Annotated in this window: 14 protein-coding genes and 1 pseudogene; 2 read left to right on the top strand and 13 right to left on the bottom strand. The window is 73.8% G+C overall.

The window, feature by feature from the left end; genetic code table 11:
- Window positions 1–135: 135 nt before the first annotated feature.
- Both AB7J25_RS25605 and AB7J25_RS25600 read left to right on the top strand, forming a co-directional pair.
- A complete protein-coding gene (locus tag AB7J25_RS25605; RefSeq protein ID WP_428512981.1) occupies window positions 136–456 on the top strand; it encodes a transposase in 321 nt (106 codons plus the stop codon).
- Between the two features lie 320 nt (window positions 457–776).
- Window positions 777–1,148 (top strand): 6-pyruvoyl trahydropterin synthase family protein, encoded by a 372-nt coding sequence (locus AB7J25_RS25600; protein ID WP_428512977.1) that lies wholly within the window; start codon window positions 777–779, stop codon window positions 1,146–1,148.
- A 1,518-nt stretch (window positions 1,149–2,666) separates the two neighbouring features.
- Here the strand turns inward: AB7J25_RS25600 and AB7J25_RS25595 are convergent.
- From AB7J25_RS25595 to AB7J25_RS25535, 13 genes and pseudogenes are all read right to left on the bottom strand, one after another.
- Window positions 2,667–3,368 (bottom strand): 2'-5' RNA ligase family protein, encoded by a 702-nt coding sequence (locus AB7J25_RS25595; RefSeq protein ID WP_428512975.1) that lies wholly within the window; start codon window positions 3,366–3,368, stop codon window positions 2,667–2,669.
- The gene (locus AB7J25_RS25590; protein ID WP_428512973.1) at window positions 3,365–4,699 is read right to left on the bottom strand and encodes a helix-turn-helix domain-containing protein; all 1,335 of its coding nucleotides are present in this window, start codon (window positions 4,697–4,699) and stop codon (window positions 3,365–3,367) included. The genes AB7J25_RS25595 and AB7J25_RS25590 overlap by 4 nt, the downstream gene beginning before the upstream one ends.
- A gap of 558 nt (window positions 4,700–5,257) precedes the next feature.
- Complete coding sequence (locus tag AB7J25_RS25585) at window positions 5,258–5,878, bottom strand: hypothetical protein (protein WP_428512971.1); 621 nt, start codon at window positions 5,876–5,878, stop codon at window positions 5,258–5,260.
- Window positions 5,879–6,452: 574 nt separating this feature from the next.
- Window positions 6,453–8,378 carry a VWA domain-containing protein gene (locus AB7J25_RS25580; RefSeq protein ID WP_428512969.1) on the bottom strand — a complete coding sequence of 642 codons (1,926 nt, stop codon included), beginning with the start codon at window positions 8,376–8,378 and terminating at the stop codon, window positions 6,453–6,455.
- A gap of 28 nt (window positions 8,379–8,406) precedes the next feature.
- Window positions 8,407–9,696 carry an AAA family ATPase gene (locus tag AB7J25_RS25575; protein WP_428512967.1) on the bottom strand — a complete coding sequence of 430 codons (1,290 nt, stop codon included), beginning with the start codon at window positions 9,694–9,696 and terminating at the stop codon, window positions 8,407–8,409.
- A gap of 590 nt (window positions 9,697–10,286) precedes the next feature.
- Window positions 10,287–12,917: a BTAD domain-containing putative transcriptional regulator gene (locus tag AB7J25_RS25570; protein WP_428512966.1), complete on the bottom strand. Its 2,631-nt coding sequence runs from the start codon at window positions 12,915–12,917 to the stop codon at window positions 10,287–10,289.
- 80 nt (window positions 12,918–12,997) lie between these two features.
- Window positions 12,998–13,459: a pilus assembly protein TadG-related protein gene (locus tag AB7J25_RS25565; RefSeq protein ID WP_428512964.1), complete on the bottom strand. Its 462-nt coding sequence runs from the start codon at window positions 13,457–13,459 to the stop codon at window positions 12,998–13,000.
- Complete coding sequence (locus tag AB7J25_RS25560; protein ID WP_428512962.1) at window positions 13,456–13,884, bottom strand: TadE/TadG family type IV pilus assembly protein; 429 nt, start codon at window positions 13,882–13,884, stop codon at window positions 13,456–13,458. The genes AB7J25_RS25565 and AB7J25_RS25560 overlap by 4 nt, the downstream gene beginning before the upstream one ends.
- Window positions 13,881–14,246, bottom strand: coding sequence for a TadE/TadG family type IV pilus assembly protein (locus AB7J25_RS25555; RefSeq protein WP_428512960.1), 366 nt, complete (start codon window positions 14,244–14,246; stop codon window positions 13,881–13,883). The genes AB7J25_RS25560 and AB7J25_RS25555 overlap by 4 nt, the downstream gene beginning before the upstream one ends.
- Window positions 14,247–14,314: 68 nt before the next feature.
- A complete protein-coding gene (locus AB7J25_RS25550; RefSeq protein WP_428512958.1) occupies window positions 14,315–14,602 on the bottom strand; it encodes a hypothetical protein in 288 nt (95 codons plus the stop codon).
- 61 nt (window positions 14,603–14,663) lie between these two features.
- Entirely contained in the window at window positions 14,664–15,578 is a 915-nt protein-coding gene (locus AB7J25_RS25545; RefSeq protein ID WP_428512979.1) for a type II secretion system F family protein, read from the bottom strand.
- Window positions 15,579–15,583: 5 nt separating this feature from the next.
- Window positions 15,584–16,429, bottom strand: a complete 846-nt coding sequence (locus tag AB7J25_RS25540) for a type II secretion system F family protein (protein ID WP_428512956.1) — start codon at window positions 16,427–16,429, stop codon at window positions 15,584–15,586.
- Window positions 16,426–16,811: pseudogene (locus tag AB7J25_RS25535) on the bottom strand (CpaF family protein); the annotation flags it as partial. The pseudogene AB7J25_RS25535 and the gene AB7J25_RS25540, both read right to left, overlap by 4 nt.

The raw sequence follows: 16,811 nt of genomic DNA, 5'->3' as shown, positions 1-16,811 counted from the left end.
CGGGCCGAGCCCGGTTGGTCGGCCTGGCCCGCACCCAGCGGATGGCCGTCGGATCGTTCCTCGGTCATGGTCATCTGCGTACTCCTCACTCAAGAGGATCTTGTTACACAGACCATCTGACACGCCCCTGCTAAGATCATCGGGGAGACGGCCGGTGTCGAGCGGTTCCGCTCACGGCACGCTTTCGCCCGCCACAACGGGACTGCGCCGGTCCCGGTCTGGTCGAGCAACCGCCATCGCTTCCGGCTCTCGCGCACCGGCAACCGACAGCTCAACGCCGCGATGCATCGCGTCGCCATCACACAGGCCCGCTACCACCCCCAGGCCAGGGAGTTGTTGCAGCGCCGCCGAGCTGCAGGCGACACAAGGCCGAGTCCATCCGAGTCCTCAAGCGAAGGCTGTCTGATGTCGTTTACCGAGCTCTACTCGCCGACATCGACCGCAGCTCTGAGCTAGGGAAGGCCGCTGCGACCGCCGCTTGACATAGGAGCAAGTGGACGCCACTCAAGGATCGCGCCACCGCCCTGCCATACGCGTGTTCATATCGGCGGGGCAACACGAATCGACGGCGGGTTGCCCCGTACCGAAGCCGACAAGCGCCGCGTTCTGATCGACACCGTGAAGACCCCACGGCAACCCGCGAACCACGTTTCCGCAAACCGCATCATGTCCCGCCGACTGCCCGATTCGGCACCGTCCGTGGGGGCGACCCGGTGACCCCCAGCTCACCAGCCCTCCCCTCGCCCGTCGGCGGGGTAACGCGTTACCGCGGCTACGTGCAGGTGCGGTTCTCCGCCGCACTGCGCATCTCCGGCCTGGAGCCGGGCAGCCCGGCCGGGCGGCTGCATGGCCACGACTACACCGCGACGTTCTGGTTCGAGGCGATCACCCTCGTCTACCCCGGCGTTGTCGTCGACGACGACATGCGCGCCGAGGTCATCGGCCGGGTCTCCGAGCGGTACGACCACCGCGACCTCGACAGGCTCCTCAACAGGCCCGCCACCTGCGAGGCCATCGCCGACGCGCTCGCCTCCTGGTACATGAGCACGGCCCTCCCGCCCGGCCATGCCCATCTCGTCGCCGTCACCGTCGCCACCGGTGACGGCCAGCACGCCGAGATCCATCTCCCCAGCGGGAACCACTCGTGATCCTCATCGGCGCGATCAGCGCCGATCGTCGCACCCGCTGGCGCACCATCCCAGGATCCCCGCCCCGCGTCGCCAACGGCCGAAGTGGACGGGCCGCACCGAAGCACGGACGCGGCGCCGCCAGACCGACCAGCACCGTCCGTACCGCGGCTGCGCCGGGATCAACCACGGCGGCACCCAATGATCGCTTGCCCTGTCAGGTCGTCGCTCGCATCCTCTCCCGCGACCGACTGGCTGCTCGACCGTGCCGGGCCGACGCACCTGTACCTCTCACCGACGCGACCGAGGCACGCACCCACCTCATTGACCCGGTGGTCCGCGCCAACGCTCTCGCAGCCAGCGCCCTCACCCACCCCGCCCTTCTGCGGGCCGGCCGTGCTGCCCGCGGCGCTCGTCGCGCAGCACTCCCGAGAGTCGCCGCGAAAGGACGCGCAGTGCACGCCCGGGCGTCGTCGGTGTGCTGTGTCGGTCCTGACGCCCGAAATCAATGACCCGGGATGCGAAGGCGCCATCACCCCTGAGGCGCTCGCCCACCAGCCCACCCGGTGCGGTCCAACCGCGTCGTCGACTCGTGCGTACCCAGCCGCACCATGCCCGTCGACATCGCCGGGAGCTGCGGGTCAACACCGGCGTTGTGGTTGTTGCCCCGTACCGCCGCCTGTCCGTCCTTGGTGACATGGCGTCAGATCGTCATTACAGCATGCGACGCATGGCCTTTCTGGGACGGAGACGACATGACCACAACGCACCCCGAGGGGCGGGCGGCTCGATGACCGCCAGGTTCGAGGTCCAGGCCCGGCGCCAGCTGCGCCGCAACGGGACGGTCGTGAGCGACGAGACCCGCCACGCCTCGACCGCGGTTCTCGACGACGCACGGCGCACAGCCCGACTCCTCGCCGCCGAGGGCTTCACAGTGTGGATCTTTCGGGTGGAGCGCGGCGAGGGGACCTCCCCCGTCTACCGCTCAGTGCAGACCGTGCACCCAGCCGCAACTACCGCAACGACCGCTGCCGCTACGACCGGGCGCGACCGGCCACGGACCGGGCGGTGCGCCTGCCGAGCTCGCGGTGCAGCAGCCTGATTCTCCGACCGGCCGGGCGACCGCTGATGGCTGGATGCCCAACAACGCCGTATGCGACGGCGGTCTGAACGAGGTGCCCGTGTAGTCACCGGAGCAGGTCGTGGTGGACGCGATGCTGGCCGTGCGGATGCGATGATCACTCGAGCCCGGCCGAAGAACGCGAAGGGGGCGGATAGCAGGGGTCCGGTGGTGAGCGCGAAGAGATCATCGGGAGTGATGCTGCTCGAGACCGTCGCGGGAATCCGAGGATCGGCGTGAGTTCAGGACCCATGTGCTACCGCAGGTCACTGCCGAAGCCCGCGCCATGGTCGGACAGATCGACCGCTGCCACTGCGCCGCGGGCGTACCCGATCGCCGAACGAGAGTTCACTCTGTAGAGGAACAGCGTGGCGTTCGGCTCCTCGGCCGCGGACTCGCGCAGCCGACGGCGCGGTGGATCACGGTGATCCGCCCAGCGGCACTCGGCGCAGTCGCTCGTACCGGTAGGAACGGTCGACCCGCATCAGCTCGACCAGTGACACCGCGTCGATCCGGATCCGCGGTCCGATCAACGCCCTGGCCGCGGTGAGTGCGGGAACGAGCGATCGTGTCGGCAGGTTCGCGTTGGCGTACGCGATGCTGATGTGTGGCCGCAGCTCGGCGGTCGCCATCACGCAGCGGTCACCGAGGACGGTTCGGGTTGCTGTGGCGAGTAGCTCGTGCACCGCGAGCACCGGACGCCAGGGCGAAACGCTGAACCGGACGGCGCCCTGGGAACCGGCTGGGGGGCCGACCTGCAGGGTGAACGGGAGGACGCGCTCGAGGAGCGGTGCAGCGAGGTCCGCCGCCGCGAGCGCGTCCCGCCGGCGGACCTCGTCGGTGAACGCGACCCGTCCCAGGGTGACGTGGACCGTTTCGGGCCGCACGGGGTCGAGACTGTCGAAGCTGAGCATGTCCTGGCAGCGCCGGACGTGATCGCGAAGCTCGTCGGCCTCCTCGAAGGTGAGCAGCCAGTGGTAGGAGCGGCGACCGTTGGTCCATCCCGGGCGTCGCCAGTGGGTGTTCATGTGGTCGAGGGTGCGGAAGGCGGCCCAGTCGTTGTCGGCGATCGCGCGGGGGTCGTCGAGGTCGGCCGGTGGTTGCGGCGGGAACGCAGTCACACCCCAGACCCTGCCGGGGCGGTACGCCACCCTCTCAGTGCGTCGCCGAACTCCTCGGCTGCGCGCCGGTCCCCGCTTCCGGTGAGGTCGGCAGCCAGCTCGGCGGCGCGTTCGCTGATCGAGGCGATCGGGTTCGCCCGCACGATGCGCAGCGCGTCGATCCCGACTGCGGCGGCCGCGCCGGGATCCCGGTCCGGTCCGCGGCTCAGAGCGCTGGCCATGTCGAGCCGCACGAGGGTGCGGCTCCAGTCGGAGTCGGATCGCCGGAGGGTCTCGTCGAGTGCGGTGGTCAGCTCAAGGACACGGCCGTGTCGACCGGCCGCGAGAAAGGCGGTGGCCGCGTTGGCGATCGTCCGTGCCGAACCGTACGGCGCGAAGGACACGCAGGAGGGCATGACGTCGGCGGGGCCGGGTCGACCGACCAGGCTGAGCGCGTCCTCGAGGGCCTGGTCCATCGTCGCCACGTGGCCCATTCTGGCGGCGGCGCGGGCGACCCCGTTGCAGAGCAAGCGGATCCGGTGCGGGCCGTCACCGGCAATCCGTACCCCGACCTGCGCAAGGCGCAACGCGTCGGGGTAGCGGCCCTGGTAGTAGGCGGCAAAGCTCTGCGTTCCCTTGATCCACGCCAGTAGATCCCGGTCCTTCGCGGCGGTCGCGAACGCCCAGGCCTCCAGCGCGTAGGAGTCCGCGTCCGCGAAACGCCCGAGGTTGACCGACATGTAGGCCAACAAGGCAGACTGGCGGGCACACCCCCGCGCCAGGCTGACCCGCCCGCCACGACCGAACCGGCCGGCGACCTGGACCGACAGCGTCTGCAGCGCACGGACCTCGCCCCACAGCAGGCGCGGGCCCTCCAACTCGTACCGACCGACGACAGATTCCACCAAGTCGTCCAGCACCGTCAGAGCCTCGCCTTCGCTGAGGACGTCGACCAGTGACACCAGCGCCGACGAGGACAGCGGCCCTGGCGACCCACCTCCGAGGTCTCCGTCCGCGACCCGGATGGCAGACATCGGGGTGGGGAGCCCGTCGCGGCGGCGCTGCCTGGCGGCTGCGGCCTGTTCTCGCATCCTGACCAACTCGCCACCGGCTTCCAGCGCACGGTCCAGTGCCAGCACGAGGTTCTCCGACGCCAGCCCCCTGCCGCAGCGCTCGGCCCGGGACACGTACTCGCGGGAGAACCCGACCCGGAGCGACAGCTCGCCCTGGCTCAACCCGATCTCACGGCGACGGCGCCGGATCTCCGCCGACAGGTCCGCTTCCGCCGCCGACTCCGTCTCTGCTGCGTCGTGCGGTCCGCCCAGCGGCTCGCCGTCGTCGTCAGCACGCACAGTCGATCTCCGAAGGATCGGCGGGTAGGGAGGGCACACGTCTAGGGATGTTGCTCCGTACGCGGATGATCGCTCGACTGATCAAGTGTAGGGCCGTACAGAAGCAGGCGGCGGTGGGGTCTGGCTGGACATCGAGCAAGGTGCCGACAACGCGCGCTTGCCCGCCAAGCTCGTCGGGCTGATCGAGCGGGACTGCCCAGAGTCCGGGGTTCGATTCCGGCCCTGAAGTTCGCCACACCGGATGGCCCCCGGCTCGGCTGGGCTACCTCGTCGACGACACCACCGCTGGCTATTGGCCTGGCTTGCCGTCAGCTGCGCGGCACCCTCGGGCAATCCACGGCGAGTGCCTGCGTGGGTGGCGCCGCCTCGAGCCTTCCCAGTTTCCCCGCCGCCAGCCAACCCTGCCAGCCTCGCTCGCCGTGCCCGGCGCGGCAACCGGTGCCTCGATTCCGTCGATGGTCACGGACGCTTCGACGATCACCGGTTGCCCGCGACGAGATGCACGAACCCACGCCGCTGCCGTCCCAGCCAGCCTCGGTTGAACGGCTTCCCTGCTCGTCACCCAGTGGCGTCCGCGCCCGTGCCTGTCGCGCGGTAGCGCTTCGGCCGGTCGCCCGTCCGCTCGGCCCAGCCGTCTGCCACGAGCCGCTCGAGGGCGTTGGCCACCGCACCAGACGACCGGCCGATGGCGCGGCCGATCTCGACCGAGCCGTGCTCACCCGGGTGGTCGGTGAGGAACTCCTCGACCAGGCCACGCAGCGCACCGGCCGCTAGCCGGACGGAGCCGGAGCGGTTGCGCGACGGGGCGCGGCGGGGCGCCTCCGCGGTGGGCGGCGACGTGGCGGGCTCGTCCTCGGACGGAGCGTCCGGTTGGGCGGTCACGGAGGCGGGCGCGGGCTCGGGATCGGCCTGCTCGGTCGGATCGGGGCGGCGGCTCCCCGCGGGGCTGCCGGTGTCGGCAGGGGCGGGCGCCGGGGTCTCGGTGGCGGTCCACTGGCGGGCCGCGCGGGGTGTGGCGCCGGGTGCGGCGGTGACGCTGCCGTCGGCGGCCCAGGCGGCGAGCAGCGTGCTGGCCTTGGTGCGGCTGATCCGGGCGTGGGTGGCGAGCTCTGCCGCGGTTGCGCCGGGGTGCGCGCGCAGCGCCGCCCAGAGCCGGTCCTGCACCTGCTCGCCGATCACGGCGCCGGACGGGTCGGCGGTGTCGGCCGTCGTGTCTGCTTCGGGACCGGCGCCCTGGGCGGCGGCTCCTGTTGCCGGACCTGCCCGGTGGGTCTTGGGCGTCTTGGTTGACCTGCTGTCGGTGCGTCGGCGGCCGCCGGTGACGGGTCGCTTTCCGCTACGGCTTCGGGCCGTGTGCGCCGGTTCAGCGGTCGGGGTGCTCGCGGTGGTGCCGTCGGCGGCAGCGGGCGCCGGGTCAGTGGGCGGCGGCGCGGGGTCGTGGTCGGCGCTCGCAGCGGTCGTTGCCGTCACGGCACGGGCGTCCGGTGGCGGCGCGGGCGATGCCGAATCCGCGACCGCGGACGTCGTGGTGGTGGTCGTGGCAGCGGTTGTGTCGATCGTGGTGTTGTCGGGCATGACGTTCCTCTCGCGGTGCGGGTGGTGAGGTCATGCCCCCGGGGGCGGTGTGGCCCGTCGGCGCGCGCTGCCGGGTGGTTCGGGCTACATGTCTATGGACGCTTGGTGCGTCGGTTGAAGTCAAGTCGGCGTGGCCGGAGCGGCGTCGTTGCTGGTCAGACCCGGTTGTCGGTGTTATTCAGTGGGCGCGCAGGGCGGTGGTGGCGGCGCGGCCGATGGCGCGGGCGGTGGTGGCGGGGTCGTCGAGGGTGTGGACGGTGACACCGTGCAGGGGGTCGTTGAGGCTGCGTGCGGGGGCGAGCCAGAGCACGCCGCATCCGGCGGCGCGGAGCCGGTCGACGCGGGCCTGTGCCCGGCGGCGGGGGTCGGGTCGGAACTGGCCGTCGGAGACGATGACGAGCAGCCGGGCGCCGTCGGGTCGCGCGAGGTCGAGGGCGCCGTCGAGGGCGTCGATCGCGGTGTCGGCGGCCTCGTAGTTGTCGCGGGCGGCGAACTCGGTCACCTCAAGCGGTGTCGTGCCGGGTGCGGTGACCGCGCGCACGTGCGCACCGAAGATCACGGTGGCGGTAGTGGCGGGGACCTGTGCGTGGTGGGCGGAGTGGGCGAGGATCCATGCCGCGGAGGCGACGGGGGCGGCGAAGCGGTCCATCGATCCGGACACGTCGCAGGCGATCCCGATCCGCAGCGGCGGTGTGGGGACGGGGCGGCGGGTGGTGCGCACGAACGGCTCGGCCGTGGGTAGCGCACCGGCGGCTCGCTGGGCGTCGGCGGCGAGTGCTCCGCGCATCCGCAGCCGTCCGGGTGGGAGCGCGGCGCTGGTGCGGGTGGGGACGCGGTCGCGTATTCCGGCGGTGGTCAGCGCCCGGGCGAGGGTGCGGGCGGCGGCGCGTTCGGTGTCGCTGGGTGGGCGGGTGCCCGCGGTCTTGGTGCGCCCGGATCGCGGGCCGCCGAGGCGCAGCACGCCGTGGGTGAACACGGTGTTGGCGGTGTGCTGTGCGGTGGTGCGGGCGTCGTGCTCGGCGGCGCGGCGGGCGGCGGCCGCGTCGGCGGGGTCGGCCGGGACCGGTTCGGTGAGGATCTTGACCGCGATGGTGTCGCAGGTCTGCTGGATCGCCTGCGCCAGGGCCGACGGCTCGGCCTCCTCGCGTGTGCCGGACCCGTCGGTGAGCGGCTCCGCGTCCGGGTCCTCTGCGGCGGTGGTGGCCGGGGCGGCGGTGGTGGCCGACGGGTCCGGGACCGTGGCGGCGGGTCCGGCCGTCGGCAGGGCGGTGGCGCCGGGGGCGGTCGGGCCGTGCGGGGCGGTGCCGCGGTGGGGCGGGTTGGGGGTGTGTGTGCCTGGTTCGGGGACGCGGGGGTCGAGGCCGAGGGTGGCGCACCAGCGGGTGCCGAGGTCGATCATTGTCTCGGCGTCGTCGTCGGCGACGGTGTGCGCGGCCTGCCACAGCGCGCGCAGCGCGCGCAGGGTGGGTGCGCCGAGGATGGTCTCGACGATGTGGCGCAGTGGGCTGGTCTCGGCGTCGGTGAGGATCCCGGCGTCGACCCGGCCGAGCACAAGCGCGGCCGCGCGTGCGGCATCGGCGGGCGTCATGGCGGGCCGGGCGGCGGGGTCGGCGCCGCTCGTGCCGGTGTCGTCGAGCAGCAGCCGGACCGCGCTCGCGCGCAGCCAGTGCCGGTCGTCGGGGCGGCGGCGGACCTGCGCGGCCTCGATCCGGGACTCCTCGAGCAGCTCGGCGGCGGCGACCGCGCCGGGTGGGGCGCCGGGTGGGGTCTCCCAGCGGGAGTGCCGGGCGTGGGCGCACTCGTGGGTGAGCAGGCCCCACGCGGTTGGGTAGCGGGTGCGGTCGGACAGCCGGTCCGGCGCGGCCGTGGCCGGGTCGATCCCGAGGTGGGTGCCGTCGACCTCGATGGTGGCCAGGCTGGGCAGGAAGCACGCCGGGGCACCACGGCCCGCGCCGGGAGCGATGGTGATGAGCAGGTCCTCGCGGTCGGCGATGCCGGGGACCTCGTCGGTGACCGCGGCGGACAGGGTGAGCCATCCGGCGTCGGCGGCGGGGTCGAGCACGGTGGCGGCGGCGGACGGGTCGGCGATCAGGTGCGCGGTCACGGCGGGGCTCCTACGGGTCTCCTGCGGGTCAGATGCGGGTGCCGAGGGCGAGCGGGGCGACTGCGGCGCCGAAGGCGTCGCGGACGACGGCGGCGACGGTGTCGCGGTCCTCCTCCGGGGCGATCCCGACGAGGTTCCCGGCGGCGGCCTCGACGCCGAGCACGTCGGCGATGCGCGCGAACGCGATCAGCTCGCGCAGCTGCGGCGCCCACCCGATCTCGCCCTTGGCCTGGCGGGTGGCGAGGTTGCGGGCGGCCCGCACGGCGCGGCGGTCGATCGTGAGCTGGGTGGCGAGGTCGTAGTCGGTGGACACTCGGATCTGCGCGGAGAACCGCGACGACAGGGCATCGGTGAGCACCGCGCCGTGCACCCCGGGGTTGTGCCCGGCGACGACGTAGAACCCGTCGACCGCGTCCACGACCTCCCCACCGTTGGCCTTCACCACGATCTGGCGGCGGCCGTCCATCGCGGGGTAGACCACCGCGAGCACGCTCGGCGGGATCAGGGTCGCGTCGTCGACGAACAGGCACCGGCCCTCGCGCATCGCGCGGACCAGCGGGCCGTGCACGAACACATACCGCCCGTCGGCGGTCTGGGTGTACTCGCCCACGAGGTCAGCGACCGTGGTGTCCCCGTCACCGGGCACGGTGATCAAGTCCCCGAACGCGGCCTCGACCACCGACGTCTTCCCGGTGCCGGGCGGGCCGTAGAGCAGCGCCGGGACCCCGGCGGCGCGCAGCTTGCGCAGCGCGGTCACGTCCGGCACCCCCGACAGCAGCCGCGGGTGATACATCTGCCCGTTCGGACGCGGCACGGGACCGGAAACCGCCTCCTCCACCCCCGACCCCGCCACCGACAGCGCACCGGCGGGCTGCGTGCTCGCCGATGGCTCGGCCGGGGGTGATGGGGTGCGCCTCGACCGCCCGCCGCGGGTGGCCATGCCACGCGTGGCCGTGGCACCCGCGCTGCTCGCCGTGGGACGCGAGCTGCTCGCCGCGGCGGCCGCGACGCCCGCGGTGGTGGCGGTGGCGCCCGCGGTGGTGGCGGTGGCGCGGTAGCGCAGCGGCTTGGCGGTGGTCTGCTCGGCCTCGCCCCGGGCGCCCAGCGCTGCCAGTGCGTTGGCGACCGCGCCGGACGACCGGCCCGACAGCGCCCGGGCGACCTGCCCGGCGGTAAACGCGTCCGCTGGGTGCTCGGCCAGGAACGCGGCCACCTGACGGCGCAGCTCCCCGTTGCGCAGCCGCCCGGAGGGACGGCTCGGGGCGGCGCCGGGTGCGGCCGACGCCGCTGGCGCGGCCGTCATCGCGTTCGGATCCATCGTTTCTCTCCGTTTCCTACCGACTCGAACTCTCGCCGCCGTCCCGGGAATTGGCATGGCACACCCAGGCTAACGTTCGGGATGAATACCACCTCTCGCGGCCGGGAGTCTTCGCTCGACGGTCCCGGCAACCTTTCCGCGGTAGCTATGAATATACTCCTCGGCCGTGCCGAATTCAAGCTCCGAATCGGCATTCCGGGAATTGCCGGACGAGTGGCACAATCGAGAGGCAGGCGAACGGATGGCGAGGTCGCGGAAGCGATTCTCAGTACACCTGGAACGATACACATGAGGGGCAATGAGGCATTTTGGAATCTATGGAAAGATTAATGGATGAATGGTTCGCGATAGGATTTGGATGACGGTCTATGTCAGCGTCGATGGTCGCGTCCGCCGGGCCGGCCGGGCGTAGCTGAGCCCCTGCGGGGGTTTGAGCCGGGGTGCCGGCCGGCGGGCGCGGCTGGCCCGTGACGTCGCCTTTTCGCTGCAACGGGGGATCCCGCCTGGGTGGCAGCCGGGGTGGTAGCCCTGCTGGCAGGGCTACCGGTAGCCCTGCTGCGCGCGGACGAGCCCCGCGGGGAGAACGGGGGTCAGCCGCGATCCGGCCGGGGCGGCTGTCCAGGCGCTCGCGCCGCGAGCGATGCCCGCTGGCGGGAAGCGCCTTCCGGCGACGTCGACCCCTTCGGGTCGCCCGCGGGACCGTGCTCAATCTGCTGCGCGAGAATTCGCGTCGAGTCGTCCGGGAGTTCGTCGAGGTCGGCCAGCTGGCTCCCCAATAGCCGCATGGTTGCCGCCGCTCCGGAATTGTCGCCGGATTTGAGCTGGAGCGCAATGATGTCGCGGTAGATGGCCTGGTTGGTGGGTTCGAGATTTCGTGCGGTCTCGAGGATTCGTCGGGCCTCGGCGGGGTCGGAGTCGACGTGGCCGCGGACCAGTTGGGCGGTGATGGCGAGGAAGTTGCGTCGGGCGGCCTCGCGGACCGAGAGGATCCATTCGTCGTCGATCCCCTCCCCCAGGGGTCCGCGGTAGAGGTCGTGCGCGGCGCGCAAGTCCGCGAGACCTCCCCCGTCATCGTCGTTCTCCTGGCGTGGCGGCGGGTCGCCGGCGGCGAGGAAGTCCCAGTAGTCGACCCAGACGTGGTCGGGATCGAGCCGGTAGCGGTCGCCGTCGACGAGCACCATCTGCGCGCCCGCGGCCGCTGCGGCGGGATGGGCGGAGCGCAGCGCCGACCGCAGCCGGCTGATCAGTGAGGACAGGTTGTTGCCGGGCCGTCCCCGGCCGCTGTCCGGCCAGAGGGCGGCGACGGCAGTGTCGCGGCGGACACCGTGCGGGTGCAGCGCGAGGAACACCAGCAGGCAGATCATTCGCGGGGTCAGCGTGCTGACGACGTCGACATCGGTGAGCACGCCGTCCGGCGGCTCGACGTGCAGGCTCGGTCGGCCGAGCACCGCCAGGGTCCACACGCGCGCAGGCCGGGTGCGGCCGCGGACGGGGTCGAGGTCCGTCCCGGTTCTCGGTGGCGTCGTCGGTTCCCGCTGCTCGTCGTCGGGCCGTACCGGCGGCGCGGGCCGCGCTGCTGGCTCGGACTGCTCGCCCGCGCGGGCGCGGGTGCTGAGCTCGATCAGCTCGGTCGCCGCGACCACGTCGAGCACCGGCAGCCGGCATGCGACGAGGTCGGCGTTCGCCGTCGGTCCCGCTGCGGCGATCGTCCCATCGGCGCGGACGTAGGCGGTGGCTCCGCCGGCCCAGGACCCGAGGAGAACCGGTAGGGCGCCGCCCGCGACCAGCGCGGCGATGCTGCCGGCGCTGTCGTCGGGTGGGGCGGCGGCGAGGACTACCGGCGCGCTCCGCTCGCGCGACTCGTCCTCGGTATCGATCAGGGATGCGGCGGCGGAATCCGCCTGGTTGAGCGTGCCGACGAGGTGGGTGCCGAGCGCGACGAGGTCGTCTGCGGCCAGGCCGAGCTGGGCGGCGAGGTCGCCGACGATCACCGGTGGTCCGCCGCCGGGCGCCATGAGAAGCTCGAGCAGCAGCGCCCGCAGCGCCGGTTGGGAACCCGGTCCGGCGAGCCCAAGCCCGTTGCCGGAACGCGCGACGGTGAACGGCGGTGTCCACGGGTGGGGTGTGTCCGTGGTTTGTGCGCCGGGCCGGTCTGGTCCGCCCGCCCGGTCGGGACGATCCGGTGTCGAATGGGGCTCGGGCGGAGCGTGGCCGGTCAGTTCGACGTGGGGCTCATCCGCTTCCTGGGGCGCGGGTGGCGTCGCGCGGCGGGCGATCTCTCGCACCACGGGCAGCACCAGAAACTCGTCGGCGCCGGCAGTGGCGGCGCGCCGGTTCCCGCGGCGCCGGTGCGCGGCGGCCAGCAGCGCGGCCACGACGGTGCCGAAACTGATGCCCAGCACGACACCGGGGCCGACGTCGAGCCACCGGACGTCCGGCCGGGCGGGACTCGACGGGGCGGGACTGGACGAATCGGGGTCGGACGCAACGGGCCCGGGGTCGCGGTCGGATGGCCCGGCCGACGGATCCCGGCGCGGCGCGGAGTGAGGCGGGTCCGGCAGCGTGGTCTCGGCAGGCAGCGCGAGGCGCCATCCCGGCTGGATCAGCTCGGGTGTGGTGAGCGCCCGCCCGTCGGGCTGGGTTCGGCCGGCGTTGCGCTCGAACAGCTCCGGCCAACGGGTCGGGTCGCCGAGCTCGCGGTCGGCGATGCGCCACAGCGAGTCGTGCACGCCACCTGCGGGACCCCGGACGTCGACCCAGCCTCCGTGCGCCACCGTGTGCGCCGCCGTCTGTGCCGCGGTGTGTGGCGGTGCGAGCGGCCGTTCCAGCCCGACCGGTACGGACCCGGTAGCCGGGGTCGGGCGGTACCCGCCGACGACGGCGAGCAGGACGAGCCCGACCAGGACCGCACCGGGTCGCCACCGGGCCGTGCGGGGCAGCGGTGCACGGTCGCGGCTGCGGCGGCGTGCTGTGGCGAGGTCGGCGACGGCGGCCAACGCGGTCACTGCGGCGAGCAGGACGTCGAGCACGAACGCGGCCCAGGCCAGCCAGCACACTCCCGCGAGGACGGCGAGGACGAGCGCGGAGTCCGGCGTGCGTGTCAGCACCGCGAGCAGCTCGGCGGGCGAGGGCGCCTGGCGGGGCAACGGCGACCCCACCAGGTGACTCAGTGCCCACGGCGGGCCCACCACCAGCAGCGCGAGCGCGGTCGACGCGCACACGCCTGCGGCGATGCGCCCACCACGGCTCCAGCGGCCTCGGCCGGTTCGGCGGCTTCGAGCGGTTCGGTGGGTTCGGCGGGTCATCGGGTGCTCCTGGACGGGTTCGGCGGGGCTGTTCGAGCGGCACCGGTGCCGGTGACCTCGAATGCGCCGATGCCGAGCACGTCAAGCAGCTGGGGCTGCACGCGCACGGTCGCGGTGACGGTCACCGCGTCGGCGTCGACCCTGACCGAGCCCCCGGCACCGGCGGAGGCGAGGTAGTCGCGGCCCGCCCGGTCGGCGGCGTCGCGGTCGAGGACCAGCGGTCGGCCGGCGCGGTAGCCGGCGAGGTCGATCTGCTGGCACGCCGCCCGGGCGGCCTCCTCCGCGATCCAGATCGCCCGGGACCGCGCCGCGAGCGCGTTGCCGCCGTCGAGAACCAGGCCGGCGACCAGGACCAGGCCGGTGACCGCGACCACGACGAACGCGGTGACATGCCCCTCGTCAGCGCGGTCGGCGCGGTGGGCGCGGCGAAGCAGTCGGAGACGGGTGGCAGGTGTCATGTCCGGCCCGCCGCGAACCGGTCGATCGGGGAGGTGAACGAGGCGCGCACCGCCAGGGTCGAGGGCAGCGGAAGCGGTGTCAGGTCGGCCAGCGGCACCGGGCAGATCACGGTGGCGGTGACCACGCCGCCCGGCCGCCACCCGGAGGTGTCGACGGCCACGGACGGCTCGACGCACCCCTCGCGGAGCTCGTCGGCGATCCGGGCGGCCGCGGCGGCCGCCGCCACCGGTTCGAGCTGCTGCGACGCCGCCCGAGCTGCCTGGTGCGCGGCGGACTCGACCTGCAGCCGCTGGTCGACCAGCCGCCCGGCGAGCACCAGGAATGCCGCGAGCGCAAGCAGCAGCGGGGTCAGGAGCACCAGCTCCACCGACACCGACCCGTCCTCGCCGCCCATCGTGCGACGCCCTGTCACGACGGTTGTCACGAGGGTGGCTCCGTCACGCCGGCCACCGCCACGCGGACCGGGACGTCCAGGCCCGGGAGCACTCGCATCGCCGGGCCGTCGACCTGGACCCGGACCTCGTCGCCCGCGCGTGTGACGTCGACCCGGGGGGAGACGAGGAGTTGGTTCGCCAGCTGGCCCAGCACCCGGCGGCCGGCGTTCTCCCCGGCCGCCGCGGTTCCGTCCTGTACGCGGGCCGCCGCCAGCGCGTGGGCCGCGGCGGCCTCGGCGACGTGGGTCGCGTGCCACCACACGCCGACCTGCAGGACCGCCAGCAGCAGCACCAGCAGCAGCGGCACCGCGACGACGAGTTCCACGCTCACCGACCCGTCGTCGCCCGCCACGTCGCGCCTCGTCTCGACACGCGCGGGCGAGCGAGGACTCGGGGTGGGTGTCACCGGGGTCATGGGGGTCATCCGAGGTTGATGCTGTTGGCCTTCTCCGTGATCTTCGCCGCGATGATCGCGACCACGGCCAGGGCGAGCGCCACCAGCAGCGCGGTGACCAGCACGGCCTCGGTGCTGTATCCGGCGTCGGGTTGCTCCCGCATCCGCCGGCGGCCCTCCGCCACCCGGGCCAGCAGCCGGACGATCACCGCCTCGAACGCCGTACCGCCCCAGATGGCCTCCCACCGACCGGTCGGTGGTGGAAACGGGGTCGGCGGGGCGGACGAGTGTTCGGCGGGGCGTTGCTCGGACATGACCGGGCTCCTTCATCGTGGGATTCAGCGGGAGATTCATCGTGTGTTTCACCGTGTGGGGTCACAGCGCCAGGACCCGGGCCAGGGCCGGGTAGCCGATGAACACCAGGTAGGCGGCGAACAGGACGATCACCGGCAGGCTCATCCGTTCGGTGGCCGACGCGGCCGCGGCCTCGTCGTCGGTCTGCTGGTGGGTGCGCAGCGCCCGCGCCTTCGCGGTGAGGCTGGCGCGCACGCGTGCGCCCTCCGCCCCGGCCAGCCCGAGGGTGGCGGCGAGTTCGGTGAGCTGCTCCACGCGCAGGTCCGTGCCGAGCCTGCCGAGCGCGACCCACGGGTCGGTACGGGTGTTCCACGCATGGTGCAGGGCGCCACGGATCCGGTCGTGCGCCCAGCCGCGCCCGACCGCGGCGGCACCGGTGAGGGCCTGCTCGACCCCGGCCCCGCCGGCGAGCGCGATCGCGGTCAGGTCTAGCACCGCGCTGATCGCGCGGCGCAGCTCCGCTCGTCGCCGGGTCGCGGCGGCGCGCACGTTCACCGCGGGCAGCAGGCCTCCGGCCGCGGCGCCCACCAGCCACAGCCAGGCCGGGAGCGCGCCCACCCCGGCGAGCGCCAGCGGCACCGACAGCAGCGCCGGCGCGAGCAGCCCGACCAGCGCGGCGGTGACCGACAGCGCCAGGTGCGCGATCGCCGGCTGGCCGGTAACCCGCAGATCAGCCGAGACCCGCGCCCCCGGCAGCCCCCAACGCTGCAGCCGCCGCGCCACCGGCAGCCCGACGACGCGCAGCCACGATCCCGACCACGATCCCGCTGCGTCCGACGACCCCGGTCCCTGGGCGGGGTGGGCCGGTGGTGGGGCGGTCGCGGCGGCGAGCACCGCCGCCAGCGGCGGCCGCGCCGGACGCAGACCGAGAACGACCAGCCACACCCCGAACCCGACCCCGCCGGCCGCCACGGCGAAACCGGCCCAGGCCGGCATCCCGGTCACGGGACGGCCCCGTCGCCGAGGAGCCGCGGCGCGGCCTGCGGGCGACCGATCCGGGCGAGCCAGGTGAACGCCACCGCGAACAGGCCGCCGACGGCGGCGAGCACGACCTGCCCCTCGACGGTGCCGTACGGCGCCAGGTAGTCGCTGCTCCAGGCGGCCAGCACGACCGCGAGGCCGACCGTGGAGCCGACCACCACCCGCACCGAGGTCCGCACCCGCGCTCGCGCCACCGCCGCGCGCATCCGCCCGGCCGCGTCCTCGCGGGCCGTGGTGGCCAGCGCGGCCAGCAGCTCGGTGAGCTGGTGGGCCTGTGCCCGGGCCGCCGTCATCAGCGCGGCGATCACCAGATCCGCGGTCGGGTCGGCAAGCTCGCGCGCCGCGTGCTCGAGCGCCACCGTGAGCCGCTCCCCCGCCCGGATCCGCGCGGCCAGCGCCTCGACCGCGGGGCGCACCACGGCCGGCGCCGTCCGCGCCGTCGTGATGATCGCCTGCTCCAGCCCGGACGCCCCCGCGAGGGTGTCGCGCAGCTGCTCGGCCCACCCGGCGACCGCCTCGATCTTCGCCACGCCCGCCTCGTGCTCGCGATCCGGGCCGAGCAGCCCCGGCAGCCACCACGCCCCGCACCCGGCGAGCAGCGCGGCGACCGGCCATCCGGTCCACCATCCGACGGCGAACCCGATCCCCACCGCACGGCCCACCCGCGGCCACGCGATCGCGATCCGGACCGTCCGGCGGGCAGTCGACCGGCCCCGGTCGGTCGGTGTGAGGGCGGCGATGACGAGCACCGCACCGAGCCCGATCCCCGCGCCGGCCAGCGCCGCCCAAGCCTCCGGAGTACTCATCGGGGCCCCCAGGCGGGGCCCCGCGGCGCGAGCAGGTCGGTACCCAGCCCGGCGGCGACCAGCCGCTCCATCGTCTCGGCGCGCAGCGGCGCGGCCGGGAGGGCCCGCCGGTCCGGGCCGGGCGCGAACACCTCGTTGGAGATCACCTGCCGGCCGTCGGCGTCGACGACCTCGCGCACACCGGACACGACCCGGCGCCGGTCAGTCGACCAGTCCAGGTGCACCACCAGGTTCACCGCGGACGCGACCAGCAGAGCGGTCGCCTCCACCGGCAACCGCTCCGGGCCCTGCGCGGCGTAGGCGGCCATCTTCGCGAACACACCGCGGGCCGAGGAGGCGTGGATGGTGGCCATCGAGCCGTCGTTGCCCTGGCTCATCACGT

Origin of the sequence: Pseudonocardia sp., assembly GCF_050246655.1 — a bacterium.
Lineage (GTDB): Bacteria > Actinomycetota > Actinomycetes > Mycobacteriales > Pseudonocardiaceae > Pseudonocardia.
This window is presented reverse-complemented; position numbering and strand designations above follow the sequence as displayed.